Origin of the sequence: Pseudomonas sp. NPDC087612 (assembly GCF_044743505.1) — a bacterium.
GTDB lineage: Bacteria > Pseudomonadota > Gammaproteobacteria > Pseudomonadales > Pseudomonadaceae > Aquipseudomonas.
In genome coordinates this window covers 207,320-232,148 of the sequence record NZ_JBIUWO010000010.1, presented here as the reverse complement: position 1 = coordinate 232,148, position 24,829 = coordinate 207,320, and the positions used below count along the sequence as shown (strand labels likewise).

General features: G+C 62.6%; 24 protein-coding genes and 3 pseudogenes. 16 read left to right on the top strand and 11 right to left on the bottom strand.

All coding sequences use genetic code 11. The annotated features are described in order from the left end of the window. Positions 1–94 precede the first annotated feature (94 nt). The 5 genes from ACIOVF_RS21470 to ACIOVF_RS21450 all read left to right on the top strand — a co-directional run bounded on the left by ACIOVF_RS21470 (position 95) and on the right by ACIOVF_RS21450 (position 4,554). Complete coding sequence (locus tag ACIOVF_RS21470; protein ID WP_401292318.1) at positions 95–1,405, top strand: C4-dicarboxylate transporter DctA; 1,311 nt, start codon at positions 95–97, stop codon at positions 1,403–1,405. 69 nt (positions 1,406–1,474) lie between these two features. Further along, entirely contained in the window at positions 1,475–2,179 is a 705-nt protein-coding gene (locus ACIOVF_RS21465) for a FadR/GntR family transcriptional regulator (protein WP_045194809.1), read from the top strand. A 16-nt stretch (positions 2,180–2,195) separates the two neighbouring features. Further along, a complete protein-coding gene (locus tag ACIOVF_RS21460) occupies positions 2,196–2,882 on the top strand; it encodes a GntR family transcriptional regulator (RefSeq protein ID WP_195884660.1) in 687 nt (228 codons plus the stop codon). Positions 2,883–3,032: 150 nt separating this feature from the next. After that, complete coding sequence (locus ACIOVF_RS21455; RefSeq protein ID WP_401292314.1) at positions 3,033–3,443, top strand: hypothetical protein; 411 nt, start codon at positions 3,033–3,035, stop codon at positions 3,441–3,443. A gap of 64 nt (positions 3,444–3,507) precedes the next feature. Beyond that, on the top strand, positions 3,508–4,554 hold the full coding sequence (locus ACIOVF_RS21450; protein ID WP_258610732.1) for a hypothetical protein: 1,047 nt from the start codon (positions 3,508–3,510) through the stop codon (positions 4,552–4,554). Positions 4,555–4,563: 9 nt separating this feature from the next. Here the strand turns inward: ACIOVF_RS21450 and ACIOVF_RS21445 are convergent, their stop codons facing one another. Beyond that, positions 4,564–5,010 carry a PACE efflux transporter gene (locus tag ACIOVF_RS21445; RefSeq protein WP_045194813.1) on the bottom strand — a complete coding sequence of 149 codons (447 nt, stop codon included), beginning with the start codon at positions 5,008–5,010 and terminating at the stop codon, positions 4,564–4,566. Between the two features lie 122 nt (positions 5,011–5,132). Between ACIOVF_RS21445 and ACIOVF_RS21440 the strand changes: the two genes are divergently transcribed. From ACIOVF_RS21440 to ACIOVF_RS21430, 3 genes and pseudogenes are all read left to right on the top strand, one after another. Further along, positions 5,133–6,017 carry a LysR family transcriptional regulator gene (locus ACIOVF_RS21440; RefSeq protein WP_195884662.1) on the top strand — a complete coding sequence of 295 codons (885 nt, stop codon included), beginning with the start codon at positions 5,133–5,135 and terminating at the stop codon, positions 6,015–6,017. Between the two features lie 175 nt (positions 6,018–6,192). Beyond that, positions 6,193–7,176 (top strand): annotated as a pseudogene (locus ACIOVF_RS21435) (cache domain-containing protein); the annotation flags it as partial. Between the two features lie 117 nt (positions 7,177–7,293). Beyond that, on the top strand, positions 7,294–8,079 hold the full coding sequence (locus ACIOVF_RS21430; RefSeq protein WP_371128674.1) for a methyl-accepting chemotaxis protein: 786 nt from the start codon (positions 7,294–7,296) through the stop codon (positions 8,077–8,079). A gap of 54 nt (positions 8,080–8,133) precedes the next feature. Here the strand turns inward: ACIOVF_RS21430 and ACIOVF_RS21425 are convergent, their stop codons facing one another. The 3 genes from ACIOVF_RS21425 to ACIOVF_RS21415 form a co-directional block, all read right to left on the bottom strand. Further along, positions 8,134–9,198 carry a hypothetical protein gene (locus ACIOVF_RS21425; RefSeq protein ID WP_258594237.1) on the bottom strand — a complete coding sequence of 355 codons (1,065 nt, stop codon included), beginning with the start codon at positions 9,196–9,198 and terminating at the stop codon, positions 8,134–8,136. Positions 9,199–9,269: 71 nt separating this feature from the next. Continuing rightward, a complete protein-coding gene (locus ACIOVF_RS21420) occupies positions 9,270–9,647 on the bottom strand; it encodes a RidA family protein (protein WP_401292309.1) in 378 nt (125 codons plus the stop codon). A gap of 19 nt (positions 9,648–9,666) precedes the next feature. Then, entirely contained in the window at positions 9,667–10,797 is a 1,131-nt protein-coding gene (locus ACIOVF_RS21415) for an NAD(P)/FAD-dependent oxidoreductase (RefSeq protein ID WP_401292378.1), read from the bottom strand. A gap of 121 nt (positions 10,798–10,918) precedes the next feature. On the opposite strand from ACIOVF_RS21415, the gene ACIOVF_RS21410 reads away from it, so the two are divergent. Together ACIOVF_RS21410 and ACIOVF_RS21405 are read left to right on the top strand one after the other, a co-directional pair. Continuing rightward, on the top strand, positions 10,919–11,542 hold the full coding sequence (locus ACIOVF_RS21410) for a helix-turn-helix domain-containing protein (protein ID WP_045194826.1): 624 nt from the start codon (positions 10,919–10,921) through the stop codon (positions 11,540–11,542). Positions 11,543–12,042: 500 nt separating this feature from the next. Next, a complete protein-coding gene (locus tag ACIOVF_RS21405) occupies positions 12,043–12,828 on the top strand; it encodes a sulfite exporter TauE/SafE family protein (RefSeq protein ID WP_045194827.1) in 786 nt (261 codons plus the stop codon). A gap of 74 nt (positions 12,829–12,902) precedes the next feature. Here the strand turns inward: ACIOVF_RS21405 and ACIOVF_RS21400 are convergent, their stop codons facing one another. Further along, positions 12,903–13,943 (bottom strand): DUF1176 domain-containing protein, encoded by a 1,041-nt coding sequence (locus tag ACIOVF_RS21400; protein ID WP_401292305.1) that lies wholly within the window; start codon positions 13,941–13,943, stop codon positions 12,903–12,905. 170 nt (positions 13,944–14,113) lie between these two features. Here ACIOVF_RS21400 and ACIOVF_RS21395 point away from each other — a divergent pair, with 170 nt between their 5' ends. From ACIOVF_RS21395 to arsH, 3 genes are read left to right on the top strand one after another with little or no spacing between them, the layout of a single operon-like run. Beyond that, positions 14,114–14,458, top strand: a complete 345-nt coding sequence (locus ACIOVF_RS21395; protein WP_401292302.1) for a metalloregulator ArsR/SmtB family transcription factor — start codon at positions 14,114–14,116, stop codon at positions 14,456–14,458. Positions 14,459–14,470: 12 nt separating this feature from the next. Next, on the top strand, positions 14,471–14,941 hold the full coding sequence (locus ACIOVF_RS21390) for an arsenate reductase ArsC (RefSeq protein ID WP_401292299.1): 471 nt from the start codon (positions 14,471–14,473) through the stop codon (positions 14,939–14,941). A 12-nt stretch (positions 14,942–14,953) separates the two neighbouring features. Further along, positions 14,954–15,646 carry an arsenical resistance protein ArsH gene (arsH, locus tag ACIOVF_RS21385; RefSeq protein WP_401292296.1) on the top strand — a complete coding sequence of 231 codons (693 nt, stop codon included), beginning with the start codon at positions 14,954–14,956 and terminating at the stop codon, positions 15,644–15,646. On the opposite strand, the gene ACIOVF_RS21380 is transcribed toward arsH, so the two are convergent. From ACIOVF_RS21380 to ACIOVF_RS21360, 5 genes and pseudogenes are all read right to left on the bottom strand, one after another. Continuing rightward, positions 15,617–16,252, bottom strand: coding sequence for a hypothetical protein (locus ACIOVF_RS21380; protein ID WP_401292294.1), 636 nt, complete (start codon positions 16,250–16,252; stop codon positions 15,617–15,619). The two genes, arsH and ACIOVF_RS21380, sit on opposite strands and share 30 nt — an antisense overlap. 77 nt (positions 16,253–16,329) lie before the next feature. Further along, positions 16,330–18,087, bottom strand: a complete 1,758-nt coding sequence (locus tag ACIOVF_RS21375; protein ID WP_052676489.1) for a bifunctional diguanylate cyclase/phosphodiesterase — start codon at positions 18,085–18,087, stop codon at positions 16,330–16,332. Positions 18,088–18,096: 9 nt separating this feature from the next. Beyond that, positions 18,097–19,044 (bottom strand): annotated as a pseudogene (locus ACIOVF_RS21370) (methyl-accepting chemotaxis protein); the annotation flags it as partial. 357 nt (positions 19,045–19,401) lie between these two features. After that, positions 19,402–19,662 (bottom strand): annotated as a pseudogene (locus ACIOVF_RS21365) (PAS domain S-box protein); the annotation flags it as partial. A gap of 118 nt (positions 19,663–19,780) precedes the next feature. Then, a complete protein-coding gene (locus ACIOVF_RS21360; RefSeq protein WP_401292290.1) occupies positions 19,781–20,737 on the bottom strand; it encodes a LysR family transcriptional regulator in 957 nt (318 codons plus the stop codon). A gap of 726 nt (positions 20,738–21,463) precedes the next feature. On the opposite strand from ACIOVF_RS21360, the gene ACIOVF_RS21355 reads away from it, so the two are divergent. Beyond that, the gene (locus ACIOVF_RS21355; protein ID WP_401292287.1) at positions 21,464–21,910 is read left to right on the top strand and encodes an acetyltransferase; all 447 of its coding nucleotides are present in this window, start codon (positions 21,464–21,466) and stop codon (positions 21,908–21,910) included. Positions 21,911–21,941: 31 nt separating this feature from the next. Here the strand turns inward: ACIOVF_RS21355 and ACIOVF_RS21350 are convergent, their stop codons facing one another. Continuing rightward, positions 21,942–22,403: a hypothetical protein gene (locus ACIOVF_RS21350; protein ID WP_258594250.1), complete on the bottom strand. Its 462-nt coding sequence runs from the start codon at positions 22,401–22,403 to the stop codon at positions 21,942–21,944. 234 nt (positions 22,404–22,637) lie between these two features. Here ACIOVF_RS21350 and dusA point away from each other — a divergent pair, with 234 nt between their 5' ends. Together dusA and tal are read left to right on the top strand one after the other, a co-directional pair. Further along, positions 22,638–23,648: a tRNA dihydrouridine(20/20a) synthase DusA gene (dusA, locus tag ACIOVF_RS21345; protein ID WP_401292284.1), complete on the top strand. Its 1,011-nt coding sequence runs from the start codon at positions 22,638–22,640 to the stop codon at positions 23,646–23,648. A gap of 125 nt (positions 23,649–23,773) precedes the next feature. Beyond that, positions 23,774–24,700 carry a transaldolase gene (tal, locus tag ACIOVF_RS21340; RefSeq protein ID WP_045194856.1) on the top strand — a complete coding sequence of 309 codons (927 nt, stop codon included), beginning with the start codon at positions 23,774–23,776 and terminating at the stop codon, positions 24,698–24,700. Positions 24,701–24,829: the final 129 nt, after the last annotated feature.

Genomic DNA, 24,829 nt, shown 5'->3' with positions numbered 1-24,829 from the left:
CACTGGACATACCGGTAAGACCACAATAATTAAGTCCTCCGCTCTTTCGCCCGCCGTGGCATCGAAGCAGGGACACCGACCAGAGATCCCTCCCATGCTCAAATGGTGCTCGCGTTCGATCTTCCTCCAAGTGGTGTTGGGCCTTGTGCTAGGCATAGCCTGCGGCCTGAGCTTTCCTGAAGTTTCCCTGCAACTCAAACCCCTCGGTGACGGCTTCATCAAGCTGATCAAGATGTTGATCGGGCTGATCGTGTTCTGCGTGGTGGTCAGCGGCATCTCCGGTGCTGGCGACCTGAAAAAGGTCGGGCGCATCGGCCTGAAATCGGTGATCTACTTCGAAATCCTGACCACCATCGCCCTGGTGATCGGCCTGGTGTTCGCCTTTACCTCGGGCATTGGCAGCGGCGCCAACATTCATCTGGACCAACTGGCCAGCAGCGAAGCCAGCAACCTGGCCGAACGCGGCCAGCACATCCATGGCACTGCAGCGTTCCTCATGGACCTGATCCCGACCTCGGTGGTCGGCGCCTTTGCCGACAACAACATCCTCCAGGTCCTGCTGTTTTCAGTGCTGTTCGGCAGCGCCCTGAACCTGGTCGGTGAAGCGGCCTCGGGCATTTCGCGGCTGATCAACGAACTGAGCCACATCATTTTCCGCATCATGGGCATGATCGTGCGCCTGGCGCCGATCGGCGTGTTCGGCGCCATCGCCTTCACCACCAGCAAGTACGGCCTGGAATCGCTGCAGCACCTGGGCGGCCTGGTGGCCTTGTTCTACCTGACCTGCACCGGTTTCGTGCTGTTGATCCTGGGCACCGTGATGCGCCTGTCGGGGCTGAAGATCCTGCCGTTCATCAAGTACCTGCGCGAAGAGCTGACCATCGTCCTCGGCACCGCTTCTTCCGACGCCGTGCTGCCACAGATCATGCGCAAGCTCGAGCACCTGGGCATCGGCAGCTCGACGGTGGGCCTGGTGATTCCTACCGGTTACTCGTTCAACCTCGACGGCTTCTCGATCTACCTGACCCTGGCCATCGTCTTCATTGCCAACGCCACCGGCACGCCGCTGGCGATGACCGACCTGCTGACCATCCTGCTGGTGTCGCTGATTACCTCCAAGGGCGCCCACGGTATTCCGGGTTCGGCGCTGGTGATCCTTGCCGCGACCCTCACCGCGATTCCGGCGATCCCGGTGGTCGGCCTGGTGCTGGTGCTGGCGGTGGACTGGTTCATGGGCATCGGCCGGGCGCTGACCAACCTGATCGGCAACTGCGTGGCCACCGTGGCCATCGGCCGCTGGGAAGGCGATATCGACATGGAACGGGCCAACAATGTGCTGTCGGGCAAACAGGGCTTCGGCTTTGCCCAGCGCAAAAACCCCAACGCCCATCAACAAGAGTTCTGAGCAACAGGGCCGGCAGCAAAACTGCCGGCCACAGGAGCAAACCATGCAAGTGTTCTCATGGAGTGACCAATGATTACTTCATCAACCGTCGTCAACTCGGTGGTGGAAAAACTCCGCCAGGCCCTGGCCCGTGGCCAGTGGCGCTCCGGCGACATGCTGCCGGGCCAGCGCGAACTGGCCGAGCAACTGGGCATCAGCCGGCCAAGCCTGCGCGAAGCGGTGACCGTGCTGGAAACCCTCGGCCTGGTGCGCTCGATGCCGGGCAAGGGCGTGCTGGTGCTGGACGCTGATGCGGCGCAAAGCACCTCGCCCCAGAGCGGTGTCGCCGAGGCCAGCCTCGAGGATGTGCTGCAACTGCGCTACACCCTCGAGCCGTTTATCGTCGGCCTGGTGGCGCAGTCGATCAGCAGCAAGGAAATCGGTCAGTTGCGCCTGACCCTGATGGACATGCGCGAAGCCCTCGAGGCCGAAGACAGCGAAGCCGGGGTCAACGCCTACATCGCCTTTCACGAAGAGCTGTTCACCCTGACCGCCAACCCGATCTTCCAGAGCGTGGTGCAGCAGACCAGCAACGCCCTCAAGCAAAGCGCCGCAGTGCTGCGCAACTCGCCCGAGCATCTGGCGGCGCGGCTTGAGGAAAACGAAGCGGTGGTGCGCGCCATCCGCAACAAGAACAGCGCCCAGGCCAGCGCGCAGATGCGCCACCATATCCTTCAGGAAGGCCGGCGCATGGGCATCGAACTGAACATCCCGGACGATCATCCGGGCAACTGACCCCAGGAGTGCGACCATGAACGCCAGCGCCCACGCCCATGACACCGCCCTGCCCTCGTTGCTTGCCCAAGGTGAGCGCAGGTTGTCGGCCGAGCAGATCTACCCACGGCTGTTCGATGCCATCCTCGAGCAGCGCCTGGCTCCTGGCAGCGCCCTGACCGAGCAAGCCCTGGGCGATGCTTTCGGGGTTAGCCGCACGGTGATCCGGCGGGTGCTCGGGCGTTTGTCGGACCAACAGGTGATCGTCCAGCGCCCGAGCCACACCGCACGCCTGGCCGCGCCTGACCCGCAGCATGCACGGCAGATCCTCAGCGCCCGGCGCCTGGCCGAAACCACCCTGATCAGCCTCGCGGCCAAGCGCGCACGGCCGGCCAAGATCCGCCAGTTGCGCGAACTGGTGGCCCGCGAGCGCCAGCACCATGAACAGGGCCAGCGCTGCACGGCGATCCGCCTGGGCGGCGAGTTTCACCTCAAACTTGCGGACATGGCCGACAACCTGCCGCTGGCGCGTTTTCTCAACGGCCTGGTACCGCAGACTTCGCTGATCATTGCCCAGTACGAAGCACGACCATGCAGCCATTGCGCCTGGCAGGAGCATGCGGCGATCATCGATGCGCTGGAGAACGGCGATGGCGAGGCGGCGCTGGCATTGATGCATGAGCATCTGGACCATATCGAGGCCAAGCTCGACCTGGAGGATTGACCGAATGGCCTCATCGCCGGCAACGCCGGCTCCCACAATAGTGGCATGCACCGAACCTGTGGGAGCTGGCCTTGCCAGCGATCGAGTGCGAAGCGCTCGCCTACCAGGCGACAGTTATAGCCTGCCCGCTTTACCATGGCGTCAATCGCCTTGGAGCGCACCCTGATGACACCTGCGCCGCACATGACACCGCAGCAGCGCCAGCAAGTGCGCGCAGCAATGTCCGATGCCTTCGTCGACACCCACGTCGAATACCTGTGGATCGCCCGCCACCTGGTGGGTTTTGACCGCGAGCTGCTCAAGGAAATCTTCTACAGCGAAGTCGCCCCCGCCTGCTACGGCAACATCATGACGCCGGTACCGCCGGTCTGGACCGGTTTCGACGAAACCTGGCTGCAGGAGGAGATCGAAGAAACCCTCCAGGCACGCCGCGACAGCTGGTGGCGGCGCCATATCGACCGCCTGTTGAACGCCACCTGGGTGTGGTTTTTCTGCAAGGAGATCTGGGCCGACATCCTCCTCGCCCTGGACGAGGCCGAGGCCGAACAGCAGCGCGAGTGACGGCACCTATACTCAGGTAACCACACCATTCGAGCTTGCCTGACCACAGGGGGGCTGCGCTTTGATTCCGCGTTCCCCGCTCATCGCCCTGCTGCTCGCCGTGCTCCTGGCGCTGGGCGGCTGCGGCTCACGGCAAAAGGTCAGCGAGCCGCCGCCCATCCCGGTCAATGCGGCGACCTGGCAACAGATCGACCGCGACATCATCGACGCTTCGCTGGCGGTCACCAGTTCAGTCAACGACTATGCCCGGCGCTCCATGCGGGTCTGGAAAGACCGCGTGCAGCAGTACACCGAAAGCGAGTTCATCCCCTGGTTCACCGGCTACTGGACCCAGCAATGGCTGACTATGAAAGTGGCCTGGTACAAAATGAACAGTGGCGACGGCAGCGAAACCCCGGAAAAGCGCCTGGCCCAGTACCTGCAGGAGCAGTACCACGAACGGGTGCTGGACCCGGTGGCCAAGGAGATCGACCCCGAGGCCATTCGCGACCGGGCCATGGAGCTGTATATCCAGCTGCTTGGCCAGCAACTGCAGCAGATTGCCCAGCGCTACCGGGCGCCGCCGGAGCAGTTCAACCTGCACCTGACGCGAATCCAGGCCATCGGCCTCGGCCCCCCGGCCAACAACAATGCCTCGCTCCATCAATTGCTGTTCAGCAAGCCGCTGGAACAGCAACCCGCCTACGCCGCACTGGTCAAACGCCTGCACAGCGCCGTGCGCGCCGGCACCCAGCGCGCCGACATCGGCCTGTCATCGGTCGCCCAGCAAGCCAGTGAAAAGCTCGGCGCCACCCTGGCGCCACGGGGCATCGCCAGCGCCGTGGCGGCAGCCGTCGGGCGTGCGGCGGGCACGGTGATTTCCCTGGCGGCCACCGGCATCGGGGTGATGACCCACAACCGCGAACAACCGGCGATGATCGAGCAACTGCGGGTGATCCTCAACGTCGCGCTGAACGAGGAATGGCGGGAATTGATGGAGAACCGCAAGACCGGCGCCATGGCCGGGGTCTACTACCTGTCGGGGGAGATAGAAGACAGCCTGCTGGCCGCCGAAGGCCCCGAGCGCGAGCCGCAGCCCGCGGCTCAGGTGATCACCCTGCCGGCCCAATAGACGCGCGGCTTATGCGGCGACGCGGTTGTCGGGCTGAGCCTGGGCCGAGGTCGGCAGGCCGAAGATGCGGTCAAACAGCCAGTTGTAGATGAAGGTGTAGCACGGGATCAGGATGATGAACGCCAGGTCGACGACAAAGGCCTCCAGCAGGCTCATGTCCAGCCACCAGGCAATCAGCGGGATCAAGTACACCACCAGGGTCAGCTGAAAACCGATGGCATGCGCCAGCCGCCGGCCAACACTGCGCCCACGCTTGGCCTGGCGGCTTTCCCAGTACTCGAACAGGGTGTTGTAGATGAAGTTCCAGGCCATGGCGATGGTGGTGATCATCACCGCCAGCGGCCCGGTATTGCTCGGCGCGCTGTCGGCCAGGTAGGCCAGGCCCAGGGTCGACATACACAGACCGATCAGTTCATAGGCGGTCACGTAGACCAGTTTGCGTTTGACACCTTGCACGTTGCTAACCTCGGTTTTGCCGTAAAACGCCGCCCTCTTGGGCAACTGAGGCGGGCAAGCATGCGTCAATCTTCTTGACAGCCAAAGTCAGCAGCTATCAGATTATCTGACAGGAGATTGCCATGAACTTTTCCAGCGACAACATCGAACTGTTTCTCGCCGTACTCGACCGCGGCTCGTTTTCCGCTGCCGCCCGGGCTTTGGGCCGGGTGCCGTCGGCGGTGAGCATGGCCATCGGCAACCTGGAAGCGGAACTGGGCTTCAGCCTGTTCGAACGCACCCACCGGGAAACCCGCCCCACCGCCATGGCCCAGGCCCTGGAGCCGCACGCACGGATGATCGCCAACCAGCTGGGGCAATTGCAGGTGCATGCCCTGGAGCTGTCCCAGGGGCTGGAAAGCACCTTGAGCATCAGCGTGGTGCCGGACATCGACCACACCCGCCTGCTGGCGGCGATCAGAACCCTCAGCGAGCGCCACCCGTTGCTGAATGTCGAGGTGCTGAGCGCACCGCAGGAAGATGCCCTGCAACTGCTGCACGACGGCCGCGTCAGCCTGTGCCTGGCCTTCGCCGGGCTGTCGGTGGACGCCCGCCAGCGTTTTCAGAACATCGGCATGGAGTCGTTAGTGGCCTGTATCGGCCCGCAGCACCCGGCCCTGCAACAGCGCCCCCGGCAAATCGTTTACCTCGAAGACCTGGCCAACGTCCGGCAGATCCTGGTGGCCAGCCGCGACCTGCCCCTGAGCGACACTCGCGCGCTGATCGGCAAGGCGTACTGGCGCACCGACAGCCTGGCCATGGCCATCGAAATGGTCGAAGCCGGCCTTGGCTGGGGCGACTTTCCGTTGTCGCGGGTAGCACCGTTGCTCGGCGCCGGGCGCCTGGTGCGCCTGGACTTCAGCAACACCCGCAACGAGTTGCAGTTGCCGGTGCATGCCTTCTGGCGCCAGCACCAGCCACTGCAAAAAGCTGCCCAGGCGCTGGTGCGTTTATTGGGCGTGCAATAAAGCGCCCGACTGAAACACGCATTCCAGAGCAGGCAGTAGGAAAATCCTGTCAGCCCCTGCGGCAAAAACTCCTATCAATTTTTCAGTTTTGCGGCCGATACCCGTCTGGATAGGTACGAGCACACGCCAAAAGCGCCGCTCGGCACTCCTCTTTACTGGCACAAGGTCTCGGAACATGAACCTGAAATTTCGCCACAAGATCCTGCTGTGCGCCTGCGGCGTCGTGGTTCTGGCATTTGCACTGTTCACCCTTTACAACGATTACCTGCAACGCAACACCATCAAACAGAACATCGACTCGTCGGTCAAACAGGCCGGTGCACTGGCTGCCAGTAGTGTGCAGAACTGGATGAGCGGGCGCATTCTGGTCCTGGAAAACCTCGCCCAGGACGTTGCCCAGCAAGGCGCCAACGCCGACCTGCCGGGCCTGGTCGACCAGCCTTCGTACACCAACAACTTCCAGTTCACCTACGTTGGCCAGGCCAACGGCGTGTTCACCCAGCGCCCGGACGCGAAGATGCCTGACGGCTACGACCCGCGCCAGCGCCCGTGGTACACCGCGGCCGTCGCTGCCAACCAGACCATGCTGACCCCGCCATACATGGCTGCGGTCGGCGGCCTGGTGGTCACCATCGGCATGCCGGTGAAAAGCAAAACCAGCGGCGAGCTGCTCGGCGTGGTCGGTGGCGACCTGAGCCTGGCGACCCTGGTGGACATCATCAACGCCGTGGACTTCGGCGGTATCGGCCATGCATTTCTGGTCGACCGTAACGGCCAGGTGATCGTCAGCCCGGACAAAGACCAGGTGATGAAGAACCTCAAGGACATTTACCCGGGCAGCAACCTGCACATCGCCCCGGGCACCCACGAGGTCACCCTGAACAAACAGGAGCGGATCATCTCCTTCGCCCCGATCAGCGGCCTGCCGACCGCTGACTGGTACATCGGCCTGTCGATCGATCGCGACAAAGCCTACGCCGGCCTGAGCCAGTTCCGTACCTCGGCCATTATCGCCATGCTCATTGCCGTGGCTACCATCGCCGGCCTGCTGAGCCTGCTGATTCCGGTGCTGATGCGTCCGCTGACCACCATGGGCCGCGCCATGCAGGACATCGCCCAGGGCGAAGGCGACCTGACCCGCCGCCTGGTCGTCGAGAACAAGGACGAGTTCGGTGAACTGGCCGGTGCCTTCAACCAGTTCGTCGAGCGTATCCACGCCTCGATTGCCGAAGTGTCCTCGGCCACTCGCCAGGTCCACGACCTGTCCGAGCGCGTGATGAGCGCCTCCAACGCCTCGATCATCGGTTCCGAAGAGCAAAGCATGCGCACCAACAGCGTGGCTGCGGCGATCAACGAACTGGGCGCTGCCACCCAGGAAATCGCCCGCAACGCCGCCGATGCCTCGCAACACGCCAGCGGCGCCAGCGAGCAGGCCAACGACGGTCGTCAGGTGGTGCAGGAAACTATTTCGGCGATGACCTCGCTGTCGCAGAAGATCAGCGAATCCTGCGAGCAGATCGAAACCCTCAACGCCAGCACCGACGACATCGGCCAGATTCTCGACGTGATCAAGGGCATCTCCCAGCAGACCAACCTGCTGGCGCTCAACGCTGCCATCGAAGCGGCCCGTGCCGGTGAAGCCGGGCGTGGTTTTGCCGTGGTGGCCGACGAGGTCCGCAACCTGGCCCACCGCACCCAGGAGTCGGCCGAAGAGATCCACAAGATGATCACCACCCTGCAGGTCGGTTCGCGCGAGGCGGTGCACAACATGAACGCCAGCCAGGTCTCCAGCGAAGAAAGCGTGATGGTCGCCAACCAGGCCGGCGAGCGCCTGAGCAGCGTGACCCAGCGCATCGGCGAGATCGACGGCATGAACCAGTCGGTGGCCGCCGCGACCGAAGAGCAGACCGCCGTGGTGGAAAGCCTGAACCTGGACATCACCCAGATCAACGTGCTCAACCAGCAAGGCGTGGCCAACCTCAATGACACCCTGCGTCATTGCGATGCCCTGGCCCAACAGGCCGGGCGCCTCAAGCAACTGGTCGACAGCTTCAAGATCTGACCGCTGTGAAAAACAAAAGGGGCCGCTTGCGGCCCCTTTTTTCATCCTCTCGCGCTACACCGCAAGCACCTGCTTGGCCCGCCCCAGGCGCAGCCAGCCGATCAAAACCGCCAGCATCAGCACAAAACCCAGGTAACCGAAGAACGGATAGACCTGGCCGACCAGGCTGATAAAGCCGATCAGGCTGCAGACAAACGCCGCTACCCCCGCTGCCACCGAACCCAGGCGAAAACTGCGGGTGCCGGCCGGCAACAGCCGCGCCAGAAACGAATACAGCGTGCCCACGGCGGTGTTGACGATCATGCCGAAGATGATCACGCACATGATCACGCCCAGTGCCGGGGAGATTTCGCTGGCAATCGACAGCATCGGCATCGGCAGCTCGGCCACGCTGTCCAGGCGCGACAACAGCCCGGCGCTCATCACCAGCATCAGCCCACCCAACGCCGCGCCGCCAAGAATCCCGCCCCAGATCGCGGTTTTCTCCAGGCGTGCGGAGCCACCGAGAATCGCCAGGATCGGCGCTCCGGCAACGATGTTGTACGACACATACAGGAACGCACCGAGCAGCCAATGGCGGGTGCCCGCCTCTTGCTGGCTGGCCACCTGGTCAAGCTGGGCAAAGCTCAGCTCGCGAGTAAATACCGCGTACAAGGCAATTGCCGTGGCGACCAGAATCAGGAACGGCGTCACCGCACCGATCAGCAGAATCACCTTCTGCACATCCAGGCACACCACCGCCACCACCAGCACCGTCACCAGCACACTGCCGGCCAGCGCCGGAATGCCAAACTGCTGCTCGAGCAAGGCCCCACCGCCGGCAAGCATCACCACAGTGACGGCGAACATGAAAAAGGTGATCAGCAAATCGACGAACAAGCCCAGGTAACGCCCGCAGATGGCGTACACCACGTCCTTGTGCGAGGCCGCCTGCAAGCGATTGCCGAGCCTTGCCAGGGCCATGCCGAGAAAGGTGAACAACGCCGCACTGACCAGCGCCCCAAGCAGGCCCCAGAGGCCGAAGTCGACAAAGAACAGCAACAGCTCCCGCCCCGAGGCGAACCCTGCGCCGACGATCACGCCGATAAAGGCGCCTGCAATTTTCAGCTGCTCTTTCATTTTCAGCCCTCTGGTATCGATGGCCCTGCGGGGCCTTTGTTGTTGTTTTTACCCAGTGTTGCCGTGCTGACTCAGTCGTTGCCGAGCCAGGCCTGCACTTCGATCTCGACATCCACGCCCAGGGCCAGACCGGCGCTGACGGTGGAACGCACCGGGTAGCCGTTGGCGAAGAAGCCTTTGTAGACCTCGTTGAAACCGGCGAAATGAGCCATGTCGGACAGCCACACGGTGGCCTTCACCACCTGGTCGAAACCGACGCCGCACTCGGCCAGGGTTTCACCGATACGCTCAAGCGCCGCCCGGGTCTGGACCTGAATGTCGCCGCGCACCACTTCACCGTCGGCGCGCAGGGGGATCTGCCCGGAAAGAAACACAAAACCGCCGACCTTGACCGCTTTGGAAAACGGATACGGCAGGTGGCTGGGGATACGCTCAATAGTCGAACTCATGGGAAATCTCCTTCGGGAATTAACGAAAACGCGCCGGGGACAAGCGTTGCGGCTCGACCCCTTCGGCGCTCAGGGTTGCCGGTAACGGTTGCTCAAGCAACAGCGCACAGGCCAGTTGCGAAGCGCCAGCGGCGGACTGGATACCATAACCGCCTTGCGCCGCCAGCCAGAAAAACGCCGGGTTGTGCGGATCGCGGCCAATCACCAGGTCGCCATCGGCAACGAACGATCGCAGCCCGGCCCAGCTATGACTGGGGCGGCGAATCGCCAGGGTGGTGATGGCCTCGATGTTGTAGATACCGATGGCGACGTCGAGCTCTTCGGGCATCACGTCCTGGGGCTCGACCGGGTCGGCGTTGGCCGGTGAGCCGAGCAACTGCCCGGCATCGGGTTTGAAATAAAAGCTCTCATCAACGCCGATCACTGCCGGCCAGCGGCTGAAGGCCTGGTCTGGCGGGCCGTCGAAGGTAAAGGCAGAGCGCCGGCACGGCTGCAGGCCGACCGGCTGTACGCCGCAGACCGCCGCGATGTGATCGGCCCAAGCGCCAGCGGCATTGACCAGTTCGCGCGCCTGAATGCAGCTGCCGTCGGCCATCACGAGCTGCCAGTAACCTTCGTGGTAACTGCCCTCGACCACCTCGGCATTGCAGTGCAAGTGCCCGCCGGCCTGGCGGTAACCGCGCAAGAAGCCCTGGTGCAGCGCGTGTACATCCAGGTCCATGGCGCCGGGTTCGAGTACCGCGCCGGCCACCACCTCGGCGCGCAGGCTCGGCACCAGCGCCAACGCCCCGTCGCGGTCGAGCAAGGTCACTTCGGTACCGTTGGCCTGGCTCTGTGCATAGGTGCTGTCGAGCAGCGCCTGTTGCTCCAGGGTCGCCACATACAGACAACCCCGCGGTTCGAGCAAGGCATGCTCGCAGAAGCCCGGCGGCGGCGACTCATAAAAGGCCCTGCTGGCGCGGGTCAGCGCCTGGATCTGCGGGGTGCCATAGGCCTCCATGAACATCGCCGCCGAACGCCCGGTGGAGTGGTAGCCGGCCTGGGCTTCGCGTTCAAGCATCAGCACTTGGCGCCCTGGCGCCAGCCGATAGCCCAATGAAGCACCGGCAATACCGGCGCCGATGATCACGATGTCGAAGGTCTGTGTCATAGCCATGCAATCACCTGCGAGATGAAATTATCATTTGTGAGAATTCTAATATCTGAGAATTTCGGATTATGCAAGCGCTCACGGTAAGATGCGCATCCGTTTTGCCTGACCGAGATGCTTGATGAGTGCCGACCGCTCCCCTGCCGACACCCGCCCTGGCGCGCTGCCGCTGATTGACCGCGCCGAAGTTGGCGCGCGCCTGCGCAGCGTGCGCAAGGCCCAGCAGCTGACGCTCAAGCAACTCTCGGCGCTGTCCGGAGTACCGGTCTCGACCCTGTCGAAAATGGAACTGGCGCAGGTCTCGGTGAGCTACGAAAAACTCGCGGCGGCGGCGCGGGCGTTGCAGGTGGATATCGCCCAGCTGTTTCGCGCTTCAGGCGTAAGCGATGTGCCAGTGCCGACCACCGTCGTGGTCAACTCCCTGCCCAGCGCCCCCGGCTACAGCACCGGCACCTACGACTACCACCCGATTGCCGGCGAATTCCCGCAGCGCCTGATGACCCCGATGTACGCCCGGATCATCGCCCGCGAGCGGCAACAGTTCGACGAATTCATCCGCCACCCCGGGCAGGAATTTGCCCTGGTGCTGAGCGGGCGTGTACGGATCGTGTTCGAGACCGGTGAGGCGGTGAGTATCGGCCCCCAGGAGACGGCCTACTTCAACAGCAATGTCGGGCATATTTATCTTTCCGAGACGGAAGATGGCGGCGATGCGCATGTGATGGTGGTGATGACGGATCGGTAACAGCGTTGTCTGTAACACCGCATCGCGGGTCAAGTCGAGACGTCGCGCCGCCGCTCCCACAGCGCTACGCGCTCAACAAGAGCGAAGCGAATTGTGCTCTTGATCTTGATCTACCAGCCCCGTTAACCAGAAGGGCCGAGTGCAGGTGTTGCGAAGGGGCGAGTGCGCAGCACCTTCGGCGATAGCCGAAGTTGCGAAACGTAGAGTTGCTTGCAACTCGTAGTTCGCAATGCCCCGTAGCGACGCCGGAGCGAGGGGACCCGAAGCGCAGCGTAGGGCCCCTGGTGGGGCAAGCCCTTTGGTTACTTTGGGGCGACTGCCAAAGTAACCCGCCGTAAGGGCGGAAAGGTGACTCCGCGCCACCATCACAACCGGATAAGCCCCTCCTCTCACAGCCACCACCGGTTATAACCTAATAACGAACAAGTCTATTTGGCTATAAAAAAACCTTTATGCTGGCTGCCATCCGATCACGGGCACGTTGGGCGTTTAGGTTACTTATGGATGTAGGTTCTTTCGGTTTCACCATTGCAGGCCTGGTAGTTGGATTCATCGTCGGCATGACCGGCGTCGGCGGCGGCTCGCTGATGACCCCGATCCTGCTGTGGTTCGGCATCAACCCCGCCACCGCCGTAGGTACCGACCTGCTCTACGCCGCCATCACCAAAGCCAGCGGCGTCTGGGTCCACGGCAAAAACAACAATATCGACTGGAAAATCACCGGCTGGCTGACCCTTGGCAGCGTCCCGGCCGCCGCCCTGACCCTGTGGTTCCTCGCCAGCCTCGATGCCGACACCCAGGCCGCCAACGCCATTATCAAGCAAGGCCTGGCCGTGGTCCTGGTGCTCACCGCCCTGGCCATCCTGTTCAAAAGCAAACTCCAGGCCTTCGCCAGCAAACACGCCGGCGACCGCTACCACCTGAGCGGCACCAGCCTCAACCTGCTGACCGTAGTCACCGGCGTGGTGCTCGGCGTTATGGTCTCGCTGACCTCGATCGGTGCCGGCGCCCTGGGCACCGTGGCGCTGTTTCTGCTCTATCCGTACCTGGTCACCCGCCGCCTGGTCGGCACCGAAATCGCCCACGCCGTGCCCCTGACCCTGGTGGCAGGTCTCGGCCATGCGAGCATGGGCAACATGGACTGGTCGCTGCTTGGCTACCTGCTGCTCGGCTCGCTGCCGGGCATCTACATGGGCAGCCACCTGACCGGGCGAATTTCCGACAGCATCCTGCGCCCGTGCCTGGCGGGCATGCTGCTGATGATTGGCTACAAGCTGGCGTTCTGATCAAGGCTATCAGGCAACACCAATCCCTGTGGGAGCCAGCATTGCCGGCGATGGGCTACGCAGTAGCCCCAGGGTCAATCCTGCGTACGCCACAGCACCGGCCACTTGTCTGGCCAGTTGCCAGTGCAACTGCCCATGCGTGACAGCGAGCGCGGTCGCATGCGCTCCCCGTCAAAACGCCAGCTCTGCTCCATGCCGCAATCGCCAATGCCCCGCGCCAGGATGAAACTGCTGAGCACCCCGGAGTCCGGGTCATAGCCCACCGAACCACCAAAGTCGCCCCACTGCTCCTGCGCCGCAATCTTCTCCAGTTGCAGCGCCTTCGCCTGCTCGGGATGCGCCCGCGAAGTGGTGTACAGCGCGTACTCGCAGTTGTAGGCACCGCAGCCGAATCGAAAGATGACCAGCGCTGTGTCCTTGCTCAAGGCATAGGCCTGGGCACTGTCTGGGGTCCAGTCCGCGTCGGGGTCGCGCCAGTCGTTTGCGGTGGCAGTCATGACCACCTCGCTGATGCGCCTGGCCTCTGCTTCACCCATCGGCGCGGGGCGTACGAATGGCGCCAGCTTGGGCAGCGCTGGCGCAGGTGGCACGGCGCTATCCGGTGCATCCCCTGCGCGCACCAAGGCACTGCGATGCCCTGCCCGCCCCTGTACCGAATCGATCAGCAACAACGAAGCCGTCAGGCCGTTCAGAGAGCTGCCAAGCTCACCATCATTGCTCTGCGAGGTCAGGCGCGCGCCGTTGCGCAATGCCTTGAGCAGGGCCATGGCCTGCTCGCCGCTGGCGTGCCAGAACACCACGCCGTCCTCCTGAGCCTCGCTCAAGGGTAGTGCCAGCGGCTGGCCATCGAGCTGCAACGGCGCCTCCAGCGAGCTGTTGCTGAAGATCGTCACCTGCAGTTGGCCATCGAGGCCGGCCCCGCGCAGCACCTGGATGCCCAGCGGCATGTCCGCCCGGGTATCGGCCGCCAGCGCCGTGCACTGGCGGGTATTGTCACAGCCCACCACCCAGTCCTTGAGGGGCTGGTACAGCGGTACCGGTTCTGCCGCCGCAGCGTGGGCAGCACCGGTCAAGGCCAGCAAGGTGAAAAAAGCGGCGTGCAACGGTGCGCTCATGATGAATTCCGTTTCAGGTAAACGGCGCATTCTAACGCTGGGCATCCTGAAAGTACTGCTCCAGGGTAATGATGCTGAGTTCACCAGCGGCTGGCTGATTAGACAACCGGCTTGCCAAAAACATATGGAAATCCGTATATTCGAATTCCCATATGTAAAAGGCCGATTCGATGCTCAGCCCCTCCGCCCTGTTCAAATGCCTCGCCGATGAAACCCGTGCCCGCGCCACGCTGCTAATCGCCCGCGAAGGTGAGCTGTGCGTCTGCGAGCTGATGTGCGCGCTCGACCACAGCCAGCCAAAGATCTCCCGCCACCTGGCGCAACTGCGCAGCTGCGGCGTGTTGCTCGACCGCCGCCAGGGCCAGTGGGTGTATTACCGGCTCAACCCGCACCTGCCGGCCTGGATCAATCAGGTGCTGCAGCTGACCCTGGAGGCCAACGGCCAGTGGCTCAGCGCCGACAGCGCCCGCTTAGACGGCATGGGTGATCGCCCTGCCCGTGCAACCTGCTGCTGAGGAGTCCGCCCCATGCGAATCCTGTTCATGTGCACCGCCAACAGCTGCCGCAGCATTCTGTGCGAAGCGCTGTTCAACCACCTGGCCCCGGCCGGTTTCGAAGCGCTCAGTGCCGGCAGCTTCCCCAAGGGCCAGGTGCATCCTCGCAGCCTGTCGACCTTGCAACGCGCCGGCATCGATATCAGCGGTCTGACCAGCAAAGGTAACGACACCTTCGTCGACAACCCACCGGACATCGTCATCACCGTCTGCGACAACGCCGCTGGCGAAGCCTGCCCGCTGTACTTCGGCCTGGCACTGAAGACCCACTGGGGGCTGGCGGACCCGTCCGAAATCCACGGCACCGACACCCAGCTCGATGCCGCCTTCGACGCCACCCTGGCGCGTATCGCGCTGCGCTGCACAACCTTCCTCGCCCTGCCCTTCGAGCGCCTGAACCGCGATCAACTGCAGGCTGAAATCGACCGCATCGGCACCCTGTAAAAGGACTCTCCCATGAACGAGCAACTGCCCAATCTCGACCTCGACCTGATCCCTGCCAACGCGGCCCATGACGGGCACAAGCCGCGCATCCTGCTGCTTTACGGCTCGACCCGGGAACGCTCGTTCAGCCGCCTGCTGACTGAGGAAGCTGCGCGCCTGCTGGAGCACTTGGGCGCCGAAACCCGGATTTTCAACCCCAGCGGCCTGCCCCTGCCCGACGACGCGCCCGAGGACCATCCCAAGGTGGTCGAACTGCGCGACCTCATGCAATGGTCCGAAGGCCAGGTGTGGTGCTCGCCCGAGCGCCACGGCGCCATGTCGGCGGTTTTCAAGGCGCAGATCGACTGGGTGCCGCTGGCCATGGGCGCGGTGCGTCCGACCCAGGGTAAAACCCTGGCAGTGATGCAGGTGTGTGGTGGTTCGCAATCATTCAACGTGGTCAACCAGCTGCGGGTACTGGGGCGCTGGATGCGTATGTTCACCATCCCCAACCAGTCCTCGGTGCCCAAGGCCTGGCTGGAATTCGACGATAACGACCGGATGAAACCTTCGGCCTACTACGACCGCGTGGTCGACGTCATGGAAGAGCTGGTCAAGTTCACCCTGCTGCTGCGCGGGCGCAGCGAGCATTTGGTCGATCGCTACTCCGAGCGCAAGGAGTCGGCCGAGGCCTTGTCACAGCGGGTTGGCCAGCGTTCGATCTGAGCGCCTGACGATAGCCAGCGAATAATCGCACCGGCTGTCGTCATCCAGGCTTACCAGTTCCATGGCCAGTGCGAAGCGCTCGGTAATCCCCAGCTCATCCCCCAGCCCACGGAAAAACTCGCGCAGTACCGGCCACTGCAGCGCATCCTCGAAGCCCAGTTCACGGGCGATGCGGTGGTAGCGATCGGCGCCGGTGATGCGTATAAACACCTGCTCGGCGCCGAATTCGAGGATGTGCAGGCGGTATTCCGGACTGGAGGTAAAAATCGCCGCCACCACCAACCGGCCGAGGCCACGGGCGTCGCGCTCCAGTTGCACCTGGCTGGCCATGTGCCGCGCTGCCATGCGCCGGCCGAGGCGATAGAACATGCGCTCGGACAGGCGATTGATGTGCTCGCGGCCGAACATTTCCCCGGCCTGCTCCAGCATCAGGCCATAGAAGGCCCCGGTGATGTTCGACAGCGACTGGGCCATGCCGACCACGCTGTCGGGGAAAAACGCATGGACCAGCGCCTGCCAGTCCATATCCTCGGGGTAGCGGTCGTGCTCGCGCAGGGCGGCGGCTTGCAGGAAAGTCTCGGGAAGTCCTTTTCCGGGCGAATTCATTGCCACTGATCTCCATGAAATGGCCCCATGCATCCATTGCACAGGCGACCAATGAGTGTAGGCAAGCCTTGCTGGCGCTACCTCACCAACCGACGTCCGGCATGCTCACGGCCCATGACGAACTGCAGCAACCTGTCCATCGGCAACGGCCGGCAGAACCAGAACCCCTGGCCCAGGCTGCAGCCCTGGGCCTTGAGGTAATCGAGCTGCTCGCGGGTTTCGATGCCCTCGGCTACCACCTGGATATCCAGGCTCTCGGCCAGCATCAGGTAGCCATTGACGATAGCCTGGTCGATCGGGTTGCTCTGCACCTCGCTGATGAACACCCGGTCGATTTTGAGCTTCTCGAACGGCAAGGCGCGCAAGGTGCTGGGCGATGAATAGCCGGTACCGAAGTCGTCGATCGACACCTGCACGCCCATGCCTTGCAAGCGCAAAACGTTCTGCCGGGCCTGCTCGATATCCTTGAGCGCGGCGGTTTCGGTCACTTCGATTTCCAGGCGGTTGGCCGCCAGGCCGCTGCACTCGAGAACCGCCGCCAGTTTGCTGACAAAATCGCACTGCATGAACGAGTAGCCGCTCATGTTCACCGCCACCGGCACATCCAGCAGGCCGGCTTCGATCAGCGCCCGGTTGTCGGCGCAGGCCCGGGTCACCACCCAGACATTGAGCGCCGACATCAGCCCGTTCTGCTCGGCCAGGGGGATGAACACCTCGGGCGATACCGGGCCGTTGGCGCCGTCGTTCCAGCGCAGCAAAGCCTCAAGGCCGGTGATCCGTTGCGGGTCGGCCAGCTCGAACTGCGGCTGGTAATGCAGCTGCAATTGCTCGGTTTCGATCGCCTGGCGCAGACGCTCCAGGCGCTGCTGCTCGCGCTGCTGGGTGATGCGCATGGCCGGGTTGAAACAGGCGATGCGATTGCCGCCGGCCTTCTTCGCCTGGTACATGGCAAAGTCGGCATCGATGATCAGTTGATCCGGCGCCGGCGCTTGCCCTTCCCGGCAATTGGCGCAGGTACTGACGCCAAGGCTTGCGCGCACAGCCAAGGCCATGCCGTCGATCCGCAGCGGCGCCTGCAGGCACTCGAACAGCCGTGTGGCCAGGCCCATGCCACCCTGTTCGGCAAACGGCTGACGCACCACCACCACGAACTCATCGCCGCCAACCCGGGCCAGCAACCCCGCACCGGTCAGGCACTGGCGAAAGCGCTCGGCGACGCCAACCAGCACCCGGTCACCGACGTAATGACCATGGTTGTCGTTGATGATTTTCAAACCATCGAGGTCGATGAACACCAGCACCAGTTGCTGCACCTGCGCTTGCGCCAGGGCGATCTCCTGCTGCAGGCGCGTATGTAGGGCGCTGCGGTTCATGCAGTGGGTCAGGGTGTCATGGCTGGCTAGGTGGTTGATGCGCCGGTGCATCTGCAGCTGTTCACTGATGTCATAGCACACCCCAATCAGCAGTTGCCGGCCACCCAGCAACAGCTCGCCGACACTCACGTGCAAATCGAACAAGGAGCCGTCCTTGCGCTTGCCGAGCAGCTCGCGCACCAGGCCGTTGAGCTTGCGCCCGCCGCCCGCACGGTAGGACGCCAGGCACTGATCATGGTGCTCGGCGTAGGCCCTGGGCATCAGCCGGGAAATATTCGCACCGGCAAGTTCGGCGAAGCTGTAGCCGAACAGCTTCTGCGCCGCGGCATTGATCGCCTGCACCCGCCCCCATTCATCGGTGATGACAATCGCATCGGCGGCGGCCTCGAAAATCGCGTAGGGAATGCTGGTCAGCTCACGCTCAGCGTTGGCCGCAAGCTTGTCGAAATCCTCTCGGGTCATGATCGCGGCCTAGCGGTTGAAGCGGTCCACCAGCGCATACATTTCATGCGCCGTGTGTTCAAGCTCACGGCCGATGCTGGCGGAACTGGCGGCTATGTCGACGTTCTGCTCGGACACCTGGGCGATGGTGGTGATCTGCCGGCTGATGTCTTCGGCGACATGGGCCTGCTGTTCGGAGGCGGCGGCCATCTGCTCGGTCATCTGGTGGATATGCTCGACCGCCACGCCGATGCCTTCCAGGGCGTTCTGGGTGGCGATCACCTGATCGACACCGGCATGGGCCTCGTCACTGCCCTGGCGGGCGATATCCACCGCCTGGTTGGCGGCGCTGTGCAGCGACTGGATGATGGTCTGAATGGTTTCGGTCGACTCCTGGGTCTTGAACGCCAGCGCCCGCACCTCATCGGCGACCACGGCAAAACCACGACCCTGCTCGCCGGCCCGCGCCGCTTCAATGGCGGCGTTGAGCGCCAGCAGGTTGGTCTGGTCGGCGATCTGGCGGATCATGTTCGAGGCGATCTGGATCGACTGGGTCTCGTCGGCAAAATTTTCCACCGACTGGCTGATCTGGTTAACGGTGTCCTGCAGTTTCTCGATCACCAGGCGAGTCTTGCCGGCTTCTTCGGAGCCGACCCGGGTCAGCTGGTTGACGTCGTCGGCCTCACGGGCAGTGTCGTGGATGTGGGTCGAAACCTCGGAGATAGACGCCGCCATCTGGGTCATGGCGGTAGCGGCCATGTCGGTCTCGTCGCGCTGGCGCTGCAACGACGATTCGGAGGCCTGAGCCAGCTTGCCGCTTTCGCCGGCCATGGTTTCGGTCTTCTGCGCGTAGTCGCCGGAACGGCTGAGGGCGGTGCGCACCTTGGCCTGTTCGCTGATCAGCGACATCATCAACTGCGCCACGGCGCCGTGCTCGTCGGTGTAGGTGCGGGCAATCAGTTCGCTGTCGAAACTGTCGGCGGTGGCACGCCGGGCCAGGTCGAACTTGCGCTGCAGGTTCCAGTGCGCAGCCACCTGCATGCCGACAAAACCACAGGCCAGCACGGCCAGCGCCGCCCAGCTATCGAGGTACCACACGGCGGCAAGGCAAGGCACGCCAAGCGCCACCGGCGCCAGCGCCTGCTCTTTCACAGCCTTGGCCAGGTGCTTGAAGCTCCAGCTCTTTTTGCCCGTACGGATGCGCTGGTAAAGCGCGGCGGCACGCTCGATATCGGCACGCTGCGGCTTGACCCGCACCGACTCGTAGCCGACGACCGTCGCCCCCTCGAGGATCGGCGTGACATAGGCGCTGACCCAGTAGTGATCGCCGTTGCGGCAGCGGTTCTTGACGATGCCCATCCAGCTCTTGCCGGCCTTGAGGTACGACCACATGTGGGCGAACACCGCTTCGGGCATGTCCGGGTGGCGGACGATATTGTGCGGGCTGCCGATCAGCTCTTCACGGCTGAAGCCGCTGATGGCCACCAGCTCGTCGTTGCAGTAGGTCAGGTTGCCGTGCAGGTCGGTGGCAGAAATCAGCCGCTGTTGGTTCTGGAAGATGACTTCCTGCTGGGTGACCGGCAGATTGCTTCTCATGCGCTGGGTATCCGTTATTACGAGATCAATCGGGTGTAATTACCCGCATTGTAGGTGTGGCAATTGGCCATACCTCATGAATAGAGCGGCTGTAGCTATAGCGATATGGAATACCTGGTTAATTTTGCTCGCCGGGCTGGTTGGCCAGGGTCAGGCATTCACGGAACAGCCGGCTGGCCGGGTCGAGGCTGCGATTGGCCGAGTAGAAGCAGCCGATGCTGCCAAAGCTCAGCGGCTTGCCAAGGTCGAAGGCCTTGAGCTTGCCGCCCTGGGCCAGTTGCTGGGTGGTTTGCAGGGGGAAGAAGCCGACGGTCTGTTGGTCCTGCATCAATTCGTAGTTGGTCAGGGCCGCGATCGACTCGATGACGTTGGCCGGCGGGCCCAGGTCCAGTTCCTCGAACAGGCGGTCGACGGTACGCCGCAACAGGCCGCTGCGCGGCGGCAGAATCCACGGGAACGGATGCAGCTCGGCCAGGCTCAGCGGCCCGCCGCTGGCGTGCAGCGGGTGCTCGGAACCGGCGACGATGCACAATCCCTCCTCGCACAGCACATCGACTTTGAGCCGCGGCTCGTGCTCGTGCCAGCGCCAGTCATCGGGAATGCGCCCGACGACAATATCCAGCTCACCGGCCAACAGGCTTGAGAACAGCTGGTCCATATGCCCGACCCGCACCGTCACCAGCACCCCTGGCGCGCTCTCCTTGAGCAGGCGCAGGGTATGCGGCAACAGCAAGGCCGATGACGAGGTCAGCGAGCCGACCATGACCTGGCCGGTGGTGCCGCTGTGGTAGGCATTGACCTCATCGGTAAGGCTGCGCAGTTCGGTGAGCATGGCATGGGCGCGGCGCACCACCACCCCGCCCAGCTCGGTGGCACGCACCCCGCGGTTGCCGCGCACCAGCAAGGCGGCGCCGAGGAAGGCTTCCATTTCGTGGATGATCTTGGTCACGGCCGGCTGGGTTAGGTTCAACGCCTGGGCCGCGCCCACCAGCGAGCCGCTACGCAGGACCTGGTCGAAGACCACCAATTGATAGAGTTTGAGTTTGCGCGCAACAGAGACAACGGTCGACTTCATGGGTAACACCGGATGATGATCGAGCGCCGTAAAAACAGCACTCCACCTAACGGGCGATTCCTTATTGTTTTATAAACTTTCACACCAGAACTTCGCAGCGTGGCGGGGAGAGTTGTTCATTCCTTTAAATTCAATATAGAGCCCGCAGGCGAGCAAAAAACTGATGCAGATCATCAATTTAGGCGAGAAAAACAGGTAGGGAGAGAGGGTGCGGCGGGGGTTATTTTCCGAGCATAACATACTTTCAGACATCGGCAAGGCAGCGGCTTCCTTGTTATTCCAAACAGCCTATAAAGCCGTCGATTAAAGTTGAAATAAAAATAACGAACACAACTATAACAACTTGGAATATCAGCAGAATTCAATATCGCTACTTGGCTCAACGATGGATTGGGCGCTTGACCCTGCCCTTGACACAGCCAAAAGCCCCCAGTAATTTTCTCACCCCCTCCTTTTCGGCTACCGCTGCCGTGCACCGCCCAGGCGTTAGGGTTTGTACGAAAAGTCGCCGAGCGGCGATCAGGCAAAGCGAAAACAGGCGAGGAAGCGGAGTTTACGAGTTGTAAATGAGCATTCCGAGCCTGTTTTCAACGCAGCATGATCGTCGCGCAGGCACTTTTCGTACAAAGCCTAACTCGCGAAGCGGTCATACAGCTGCCGACACTCATACGGTCGCCCTCCCCTGGCGTACCTCTACTCCGATATCAAGTGCACAAGGATGATTCCATGATCATTCGTCAGGCTAACGCTGCCGACTACCCGCAACTGCTCGACCTCTGGCTGCGCTCCGTGCGCGCCACCCACCACTTCCTGCAAGCATCCGACATAGACGCGCTGCTGCCGCAACTGCGCGACGTCTACCCACCCGCGGTTGAGTTATGGGTTGCAGTAGACACTGAAGACCGCCCGCTGGGCTTTATCGGGCTCAACGAAACCCACGTTGAGATGCTCTTCATTGATCCCGACCTGCGCGGGCAAGGCATTGGCCGAGCGCTACTGGATTACGCGCATGATTCGCGGGATACCCTGAGCGTTGACGTAAACGAGCAAAATCCCCAGGCGGTGGGGTTTTATCTGCATTACGGCTTTGTTCAGACTGGCCGTTCGCCGCTGGATGGCGAAGGCCGGCCGTTCCCGTTGCTGCACATGAGCTTGCCGGCTGCAACGGCCTGAAACGGTTCTGGGTTGCCAAGTAGGAATTGGGTCAGTGCGCCAGTGACGGTTGGGTAGCGACCGAGACGGTAAAGATCAAGACAAACAGCACAACGAGTACCCAGAACACCACCACGATTGTCAGCATGACAACCTTCAGGCTTTGATAAAGCCAGCGCAACCAATGACCTTCGGGTCTTGCTGCTGAGCGGGTTCTGAGTACGCCCTTCAAATAGAAACCGAGCAGGGCCAACAGTGCGCCATCAATCAACAGCGCGGGCAGCCCGGCTACGGGAAAAATGCTTTCCCACCGATAGAATGGCGAGCGGCTCAGGAACAGCACATAACAGGTGAGGCTGCCGTAGGGGATGGCTCGCCACCCTTTACCGGCCAGCGCCCCGACCATCAGGCACATAACCACCATGAACGGGTTGAGGAGAATATCGATCATCCATTCCAGTACGTTGGGGAAGTAGCCCGGGGAATGGATGCTGCGCCAGATGTGTTCGAACAATGTTCAGGCTCCTGCCTTTTATGGACTTTCCGCAGCACGGTATCGGCGCATTGTCGGGTTACATGAGCCCTGTTCAGGGGCTGTACGAAACGCCTCTCGTCGTAGACTGCTTACGAGCGAACACTCGGCACTCTTGGTAGACTAGAGCACCTTTGTTTTTGCTTCGCGCCGGAAAGCTGTAACAAACCGCGCAGAGCAAAACACCCCTGAATGGCTGCAAATGCGTCGTAGAACATGCCCCTAGAATCCGCCTCAACCCCAGTAAACCCGCGCTCTGAGCCGTCTCGCCGGTTCAGCGTTGCACCGATGATGGACTGGACTGACCGCCACTGCCGGTTCTTCCTGCGCCTGCTGTCCAGCAACGCCCTGCTCTACACCGAAATGGTCACCACCGGCGCCTTGCTGCACGGTGATGCCGAGCGTTTCCTGCGTCATAGCGAGGCCGAGCATCCGTTGGCGCTGCAGTTGGGCGGCAGTGTGCCGGCTGATCTGGCCGAGTGCGCCAAGCTGGCCGAGGCCGCAGGCTATGACGAGGTCAACCTCAACGTCGGCTGCCCGAGCGATCGGGTGCAGAACAATATGATCGGCGCCTGCCTGATGGGCCATCCGGCGCTGGTCGGCGATTGCGTGAAGGCAATGCAGGATGCGGTGCAGATTCCGGTGACGGTCAAGCACCGCATCGGTATCAATGGCCGCGACAGTTATGCCGAGCTGTGCGATTTCGTCGGTCAGGTGCGCGATGCCGGTTGCCGCAGCTTTACCGTGCATGCGCGCATTGCGATTCTTGAAGGCTTGTCGCCGAAGGAGAACCGTGAGATTCCGCCGCTGCGGTATGACGTCGCCGCGCAGTTGAAGGCCGACTTCCCGGACCTTGAGCTGGTGCTCAACGGCGGGATCAAGACCCTGGCCGAATGCCAGGAGCACTTGAAGGTTTTCGACGGGGTGATGCTCGGACGCGAGGCTTATCACAATCCGTATCTGTTGGCCGAAGTTGACCAGCAGTTGTTCGGCAGCAGCGCGCCGGTGATCAGCCGCAGCGAAGCGCTGGCCAAATTGCGCCCTTATATTGCTGCGCACCTGGCCTGCGGCGGCGCCATGCATCACATCACCCGGCATATTCTCGGCCTTGGCCAGGGCTTCCCGGGGGCGCGCAAGTTTCGCCAGTTGCTGTCGGTGGATATCCACAAGAGCAAGGACCCACTTGCCCTGCTCGACCAGGCCGGCGAGCTGCTGCAGGGGCGTTAACCCCGGAACCTGTGCGCGCTTTGGCACTCGAAGGCTTATCCCCTTCGCCCCGCCTGCCAGCCAGCCCTTGAGCGGCTGGCAGCGCTCGGGTAATGTCGATCCATTGCACAGGACAGAGCACGCCCATGACTTCCAAGCTGGAACAACTCAAGCAGTTCACCACTGTGGTTGCCGACACCGGTGATATTGATGCCATCAGCCGCTTGAAACCGGTCGATGCCACCACCAACCCTTCGCTGCTGCTCAAGGCCGCGGCCATGCCTGGCTATGCCGAGCTGCTCCAGCAATCGGTCGCGCACAGCAAGGGCGATGTCGGCCTCGCCTGTGACGCCTTTGCCGTGGCGGTTGGCGCCGGCATTCTCAAGGTGATTCCGGGGCGTATCTCCACTGAGGTCGACGCCCGCCTGTCCTTCGACCAACCGGCGCTGCTGGCCAAGGCCCGGCAGTTGATCGAGCTGTACGACCAGGCCGGTATCGGCCGTGACCGGGTGCTGATCAAACTGGCCTCGACCTGGGAAGGCATCCGCGCCGCCGAGGTTCTGGAAAAGGAAGGCATCCAGACCAACCTGACCCTGCTGTTCTCCTTCGCCCAGGCCCAGGCTTGCGCCGACGCCGGGGTGTTCTTGATTTCGCCGTTCGTGGGGCGCATCTACGACTGGTACAAGAAGTCCACCGGCAAGGACTACGTCGGCGCCGAAGACCCGGGCGTGCAGTCGGTGACGCGCATCTACGATTACTACAAAACCAATAACTACAAGACCGTGGTCATGGGCGCGAGCTTTCGCAATATCGGCCAGATCGAGCAACTGGCCGGCTGTGACCGCCTGACCATCAGCCCCGAGCTGCTGCAGCAGTTGAACGATGATCAGGGCGAGCTGCCGCGCATCCTCAAGCCTGGCAAAACCGGCGAGGCGCGCCAGCAGTTGACGGAAAGCCAGTTCCGCTGGGCGTCGAACGAAGATGCCATGGCCACCGAGAAGCTGGCTGAGGGGATTCGCCAGTTTGCCCGGGATCAGGAGAAGCTTGAGGCGTTGTTGGCGGCAAAGGCCTGATACAAATCTGGGTTTGCCAGTGAGGTAGATTGCGCGGAGCATCACTCGGTTCGCGTCGTCTGCAATCGCTGGCAAGCCAGCTCCCACAGGTACTGCATGCATAGCAGGCATCCCGGATCAACCTGACCT

What these genes read in the sequence shown, in the direction of transcription:
- dusA (WP_401292284.1), top strand. Translation starts at nt 22,638, where the DNA reads ATGCCCCTAGAATCCGCCTCAACCCCAGTAAACCCGCGCTCTGAGCCG.
- ACIOVF_RS21470 (WP_401292318.1), top strand. Translation starts at nt 95, where the DNA reads ATGCTCAAATGGTGCTCGCGTTCGATCTTCCTCCAAGTGGTGTTGGGC.
- ACIOVF_RS21415 (WP_401292378.1), bottom strand. Translation starts at nt 10,797, where the DNA reads ATGACACAGACCTTCGACATCGTGATCATCGGCGCCGGTATTGCCGGT.
- ACIOVF_RS21465 (WP_045194809.1), top strand. Translation starts at nt 1,475, where the DNA reads ATGATTACTTCATCAACCGTCGTCAACTCGGTGGTGGAAAAACTCCGC.
- ACIOVF_RS21360 (WP_401292290.1), bottom strand. Translation starts at nt 20,737, where the DNA reads ATGAAGTCGACCGTTGTCTCTGTTGCGCGCAAACTCAAACTCTATCAA.
- arsH (WP_401292296.1), top strand. Translation starts at nt 14,954, where the DNA reads ATGAACGAGCAACTGCCCAATCTCGACCTCGACCTGATCCCTGCCAAC.
- ACIOVF_RS21420 (WP_401292309.1), bottom strand. Translation starts at nt 9,647, where the DNA reads ATGAGTTCGACTATTGAGCGTATCCCCAGCCACCTGCCGTATCCGTTT.
- ACIOVF_RS21395 (WP_401292302.1), top strand. Translation starts at nt 14,114, where the DNA reads ATGCTCAGCCCCTCCGCCCTGTTCAAATGCCTCGCCGATGAAACCCGT.
- ACIOVF_RS21400 (WP_401292305.1), bottom strand. Translation starts at nt 13,943, where the DNA reads ATGAGCGCACCGTTGCACGCCGCTTTTTTCACCTTGCTGGCCTTGACC.
- ACIOVF_RS21410 (WP_045194826.1), top strand. Translation starts at nt 10,919, where the DNA reads ATGAGTGCCGACCGCTCCCCTGCCGACACCCGCCCTGGCGCGCTGCCG.
- ACIOVF_RS21460 (WP_195884660.1), top strand. Translation starts at nt 2,196, where the DNA reads ATGAACGCCAGCGCCCACGCCCATGACACCGCCCTGCCCTCGTTGCTT.
- ACIOVF_RS21355 (WP_401292287.1), top strand. Translation starts at nt 21,464, where the DNA reads ATGATCATTCGTCAGGCTAACGCTGCCGACTACCCGCAACTGCTCGAC.
- ACIOVF_RS21405 (WP_045194827.1), top strand. Translation starts at nt 12,043, where the DNA reads ATGGATGTAGGTTCTTTCGGTTTCACCATTGCAGGCCTGGTAGTTGGA.
- ACIOVF_RS21390 (WP_401292299.1), top strand. Translation starts at nt 14,471, where the DNA reads ATGCGAATCCTGTTCATGTGCACCGCCAACAGCTGCCGCAGCATTCTG.
- ACIOVF_RS21380 (WP_401292294.1), bottom strand. Translation starts at nt 16,252, where the DNA reads ATGAATTCGCCCGGAAAAGGACTTCCCGAGACTTTCCTGCAAGCCGCC.
- ACIOVF_RS21430 (WP_371128674.1), top strand. Translation starts at nt 7,294, where the DNA reads ATGAGCGCCTCCAACGCCTCGATCATCGGTTCCGAAGAGCAAAGCATG.
- ACIOVF_RS21440 (WP_195884662.1), top strand. Translation starts at nt 5,133, where the DNA reads ATGAACTTTTCCAGCGACAACATCGAACTGTTTCTCGCCGTACTCGAC.
- ACIOVF_RS21425 (WP_258594237.1), bottom strand. Translation starts at nt 9,198, where the DNA reads ATGAAAGAGCAGCTGAAAATTGCAGGCGCCTTTATCGGCGTGATCGTC.
- ACIOVF_RS21375 (WP_052676489.1), bottom strand. Translation starts at nt 18,087, where the DNA reads ATGACCCGAGAGGATTTCGACAAGCTTGCGGCCAACGCTGAGCGTGAG.
- tal (WP_045194856.1), top strand. Translation starts at nt 23,774, where the DNA reads ATGACTTCCAAGCTGGAACAACTCAAGCAGTTCACCACTGTGGTTGCC.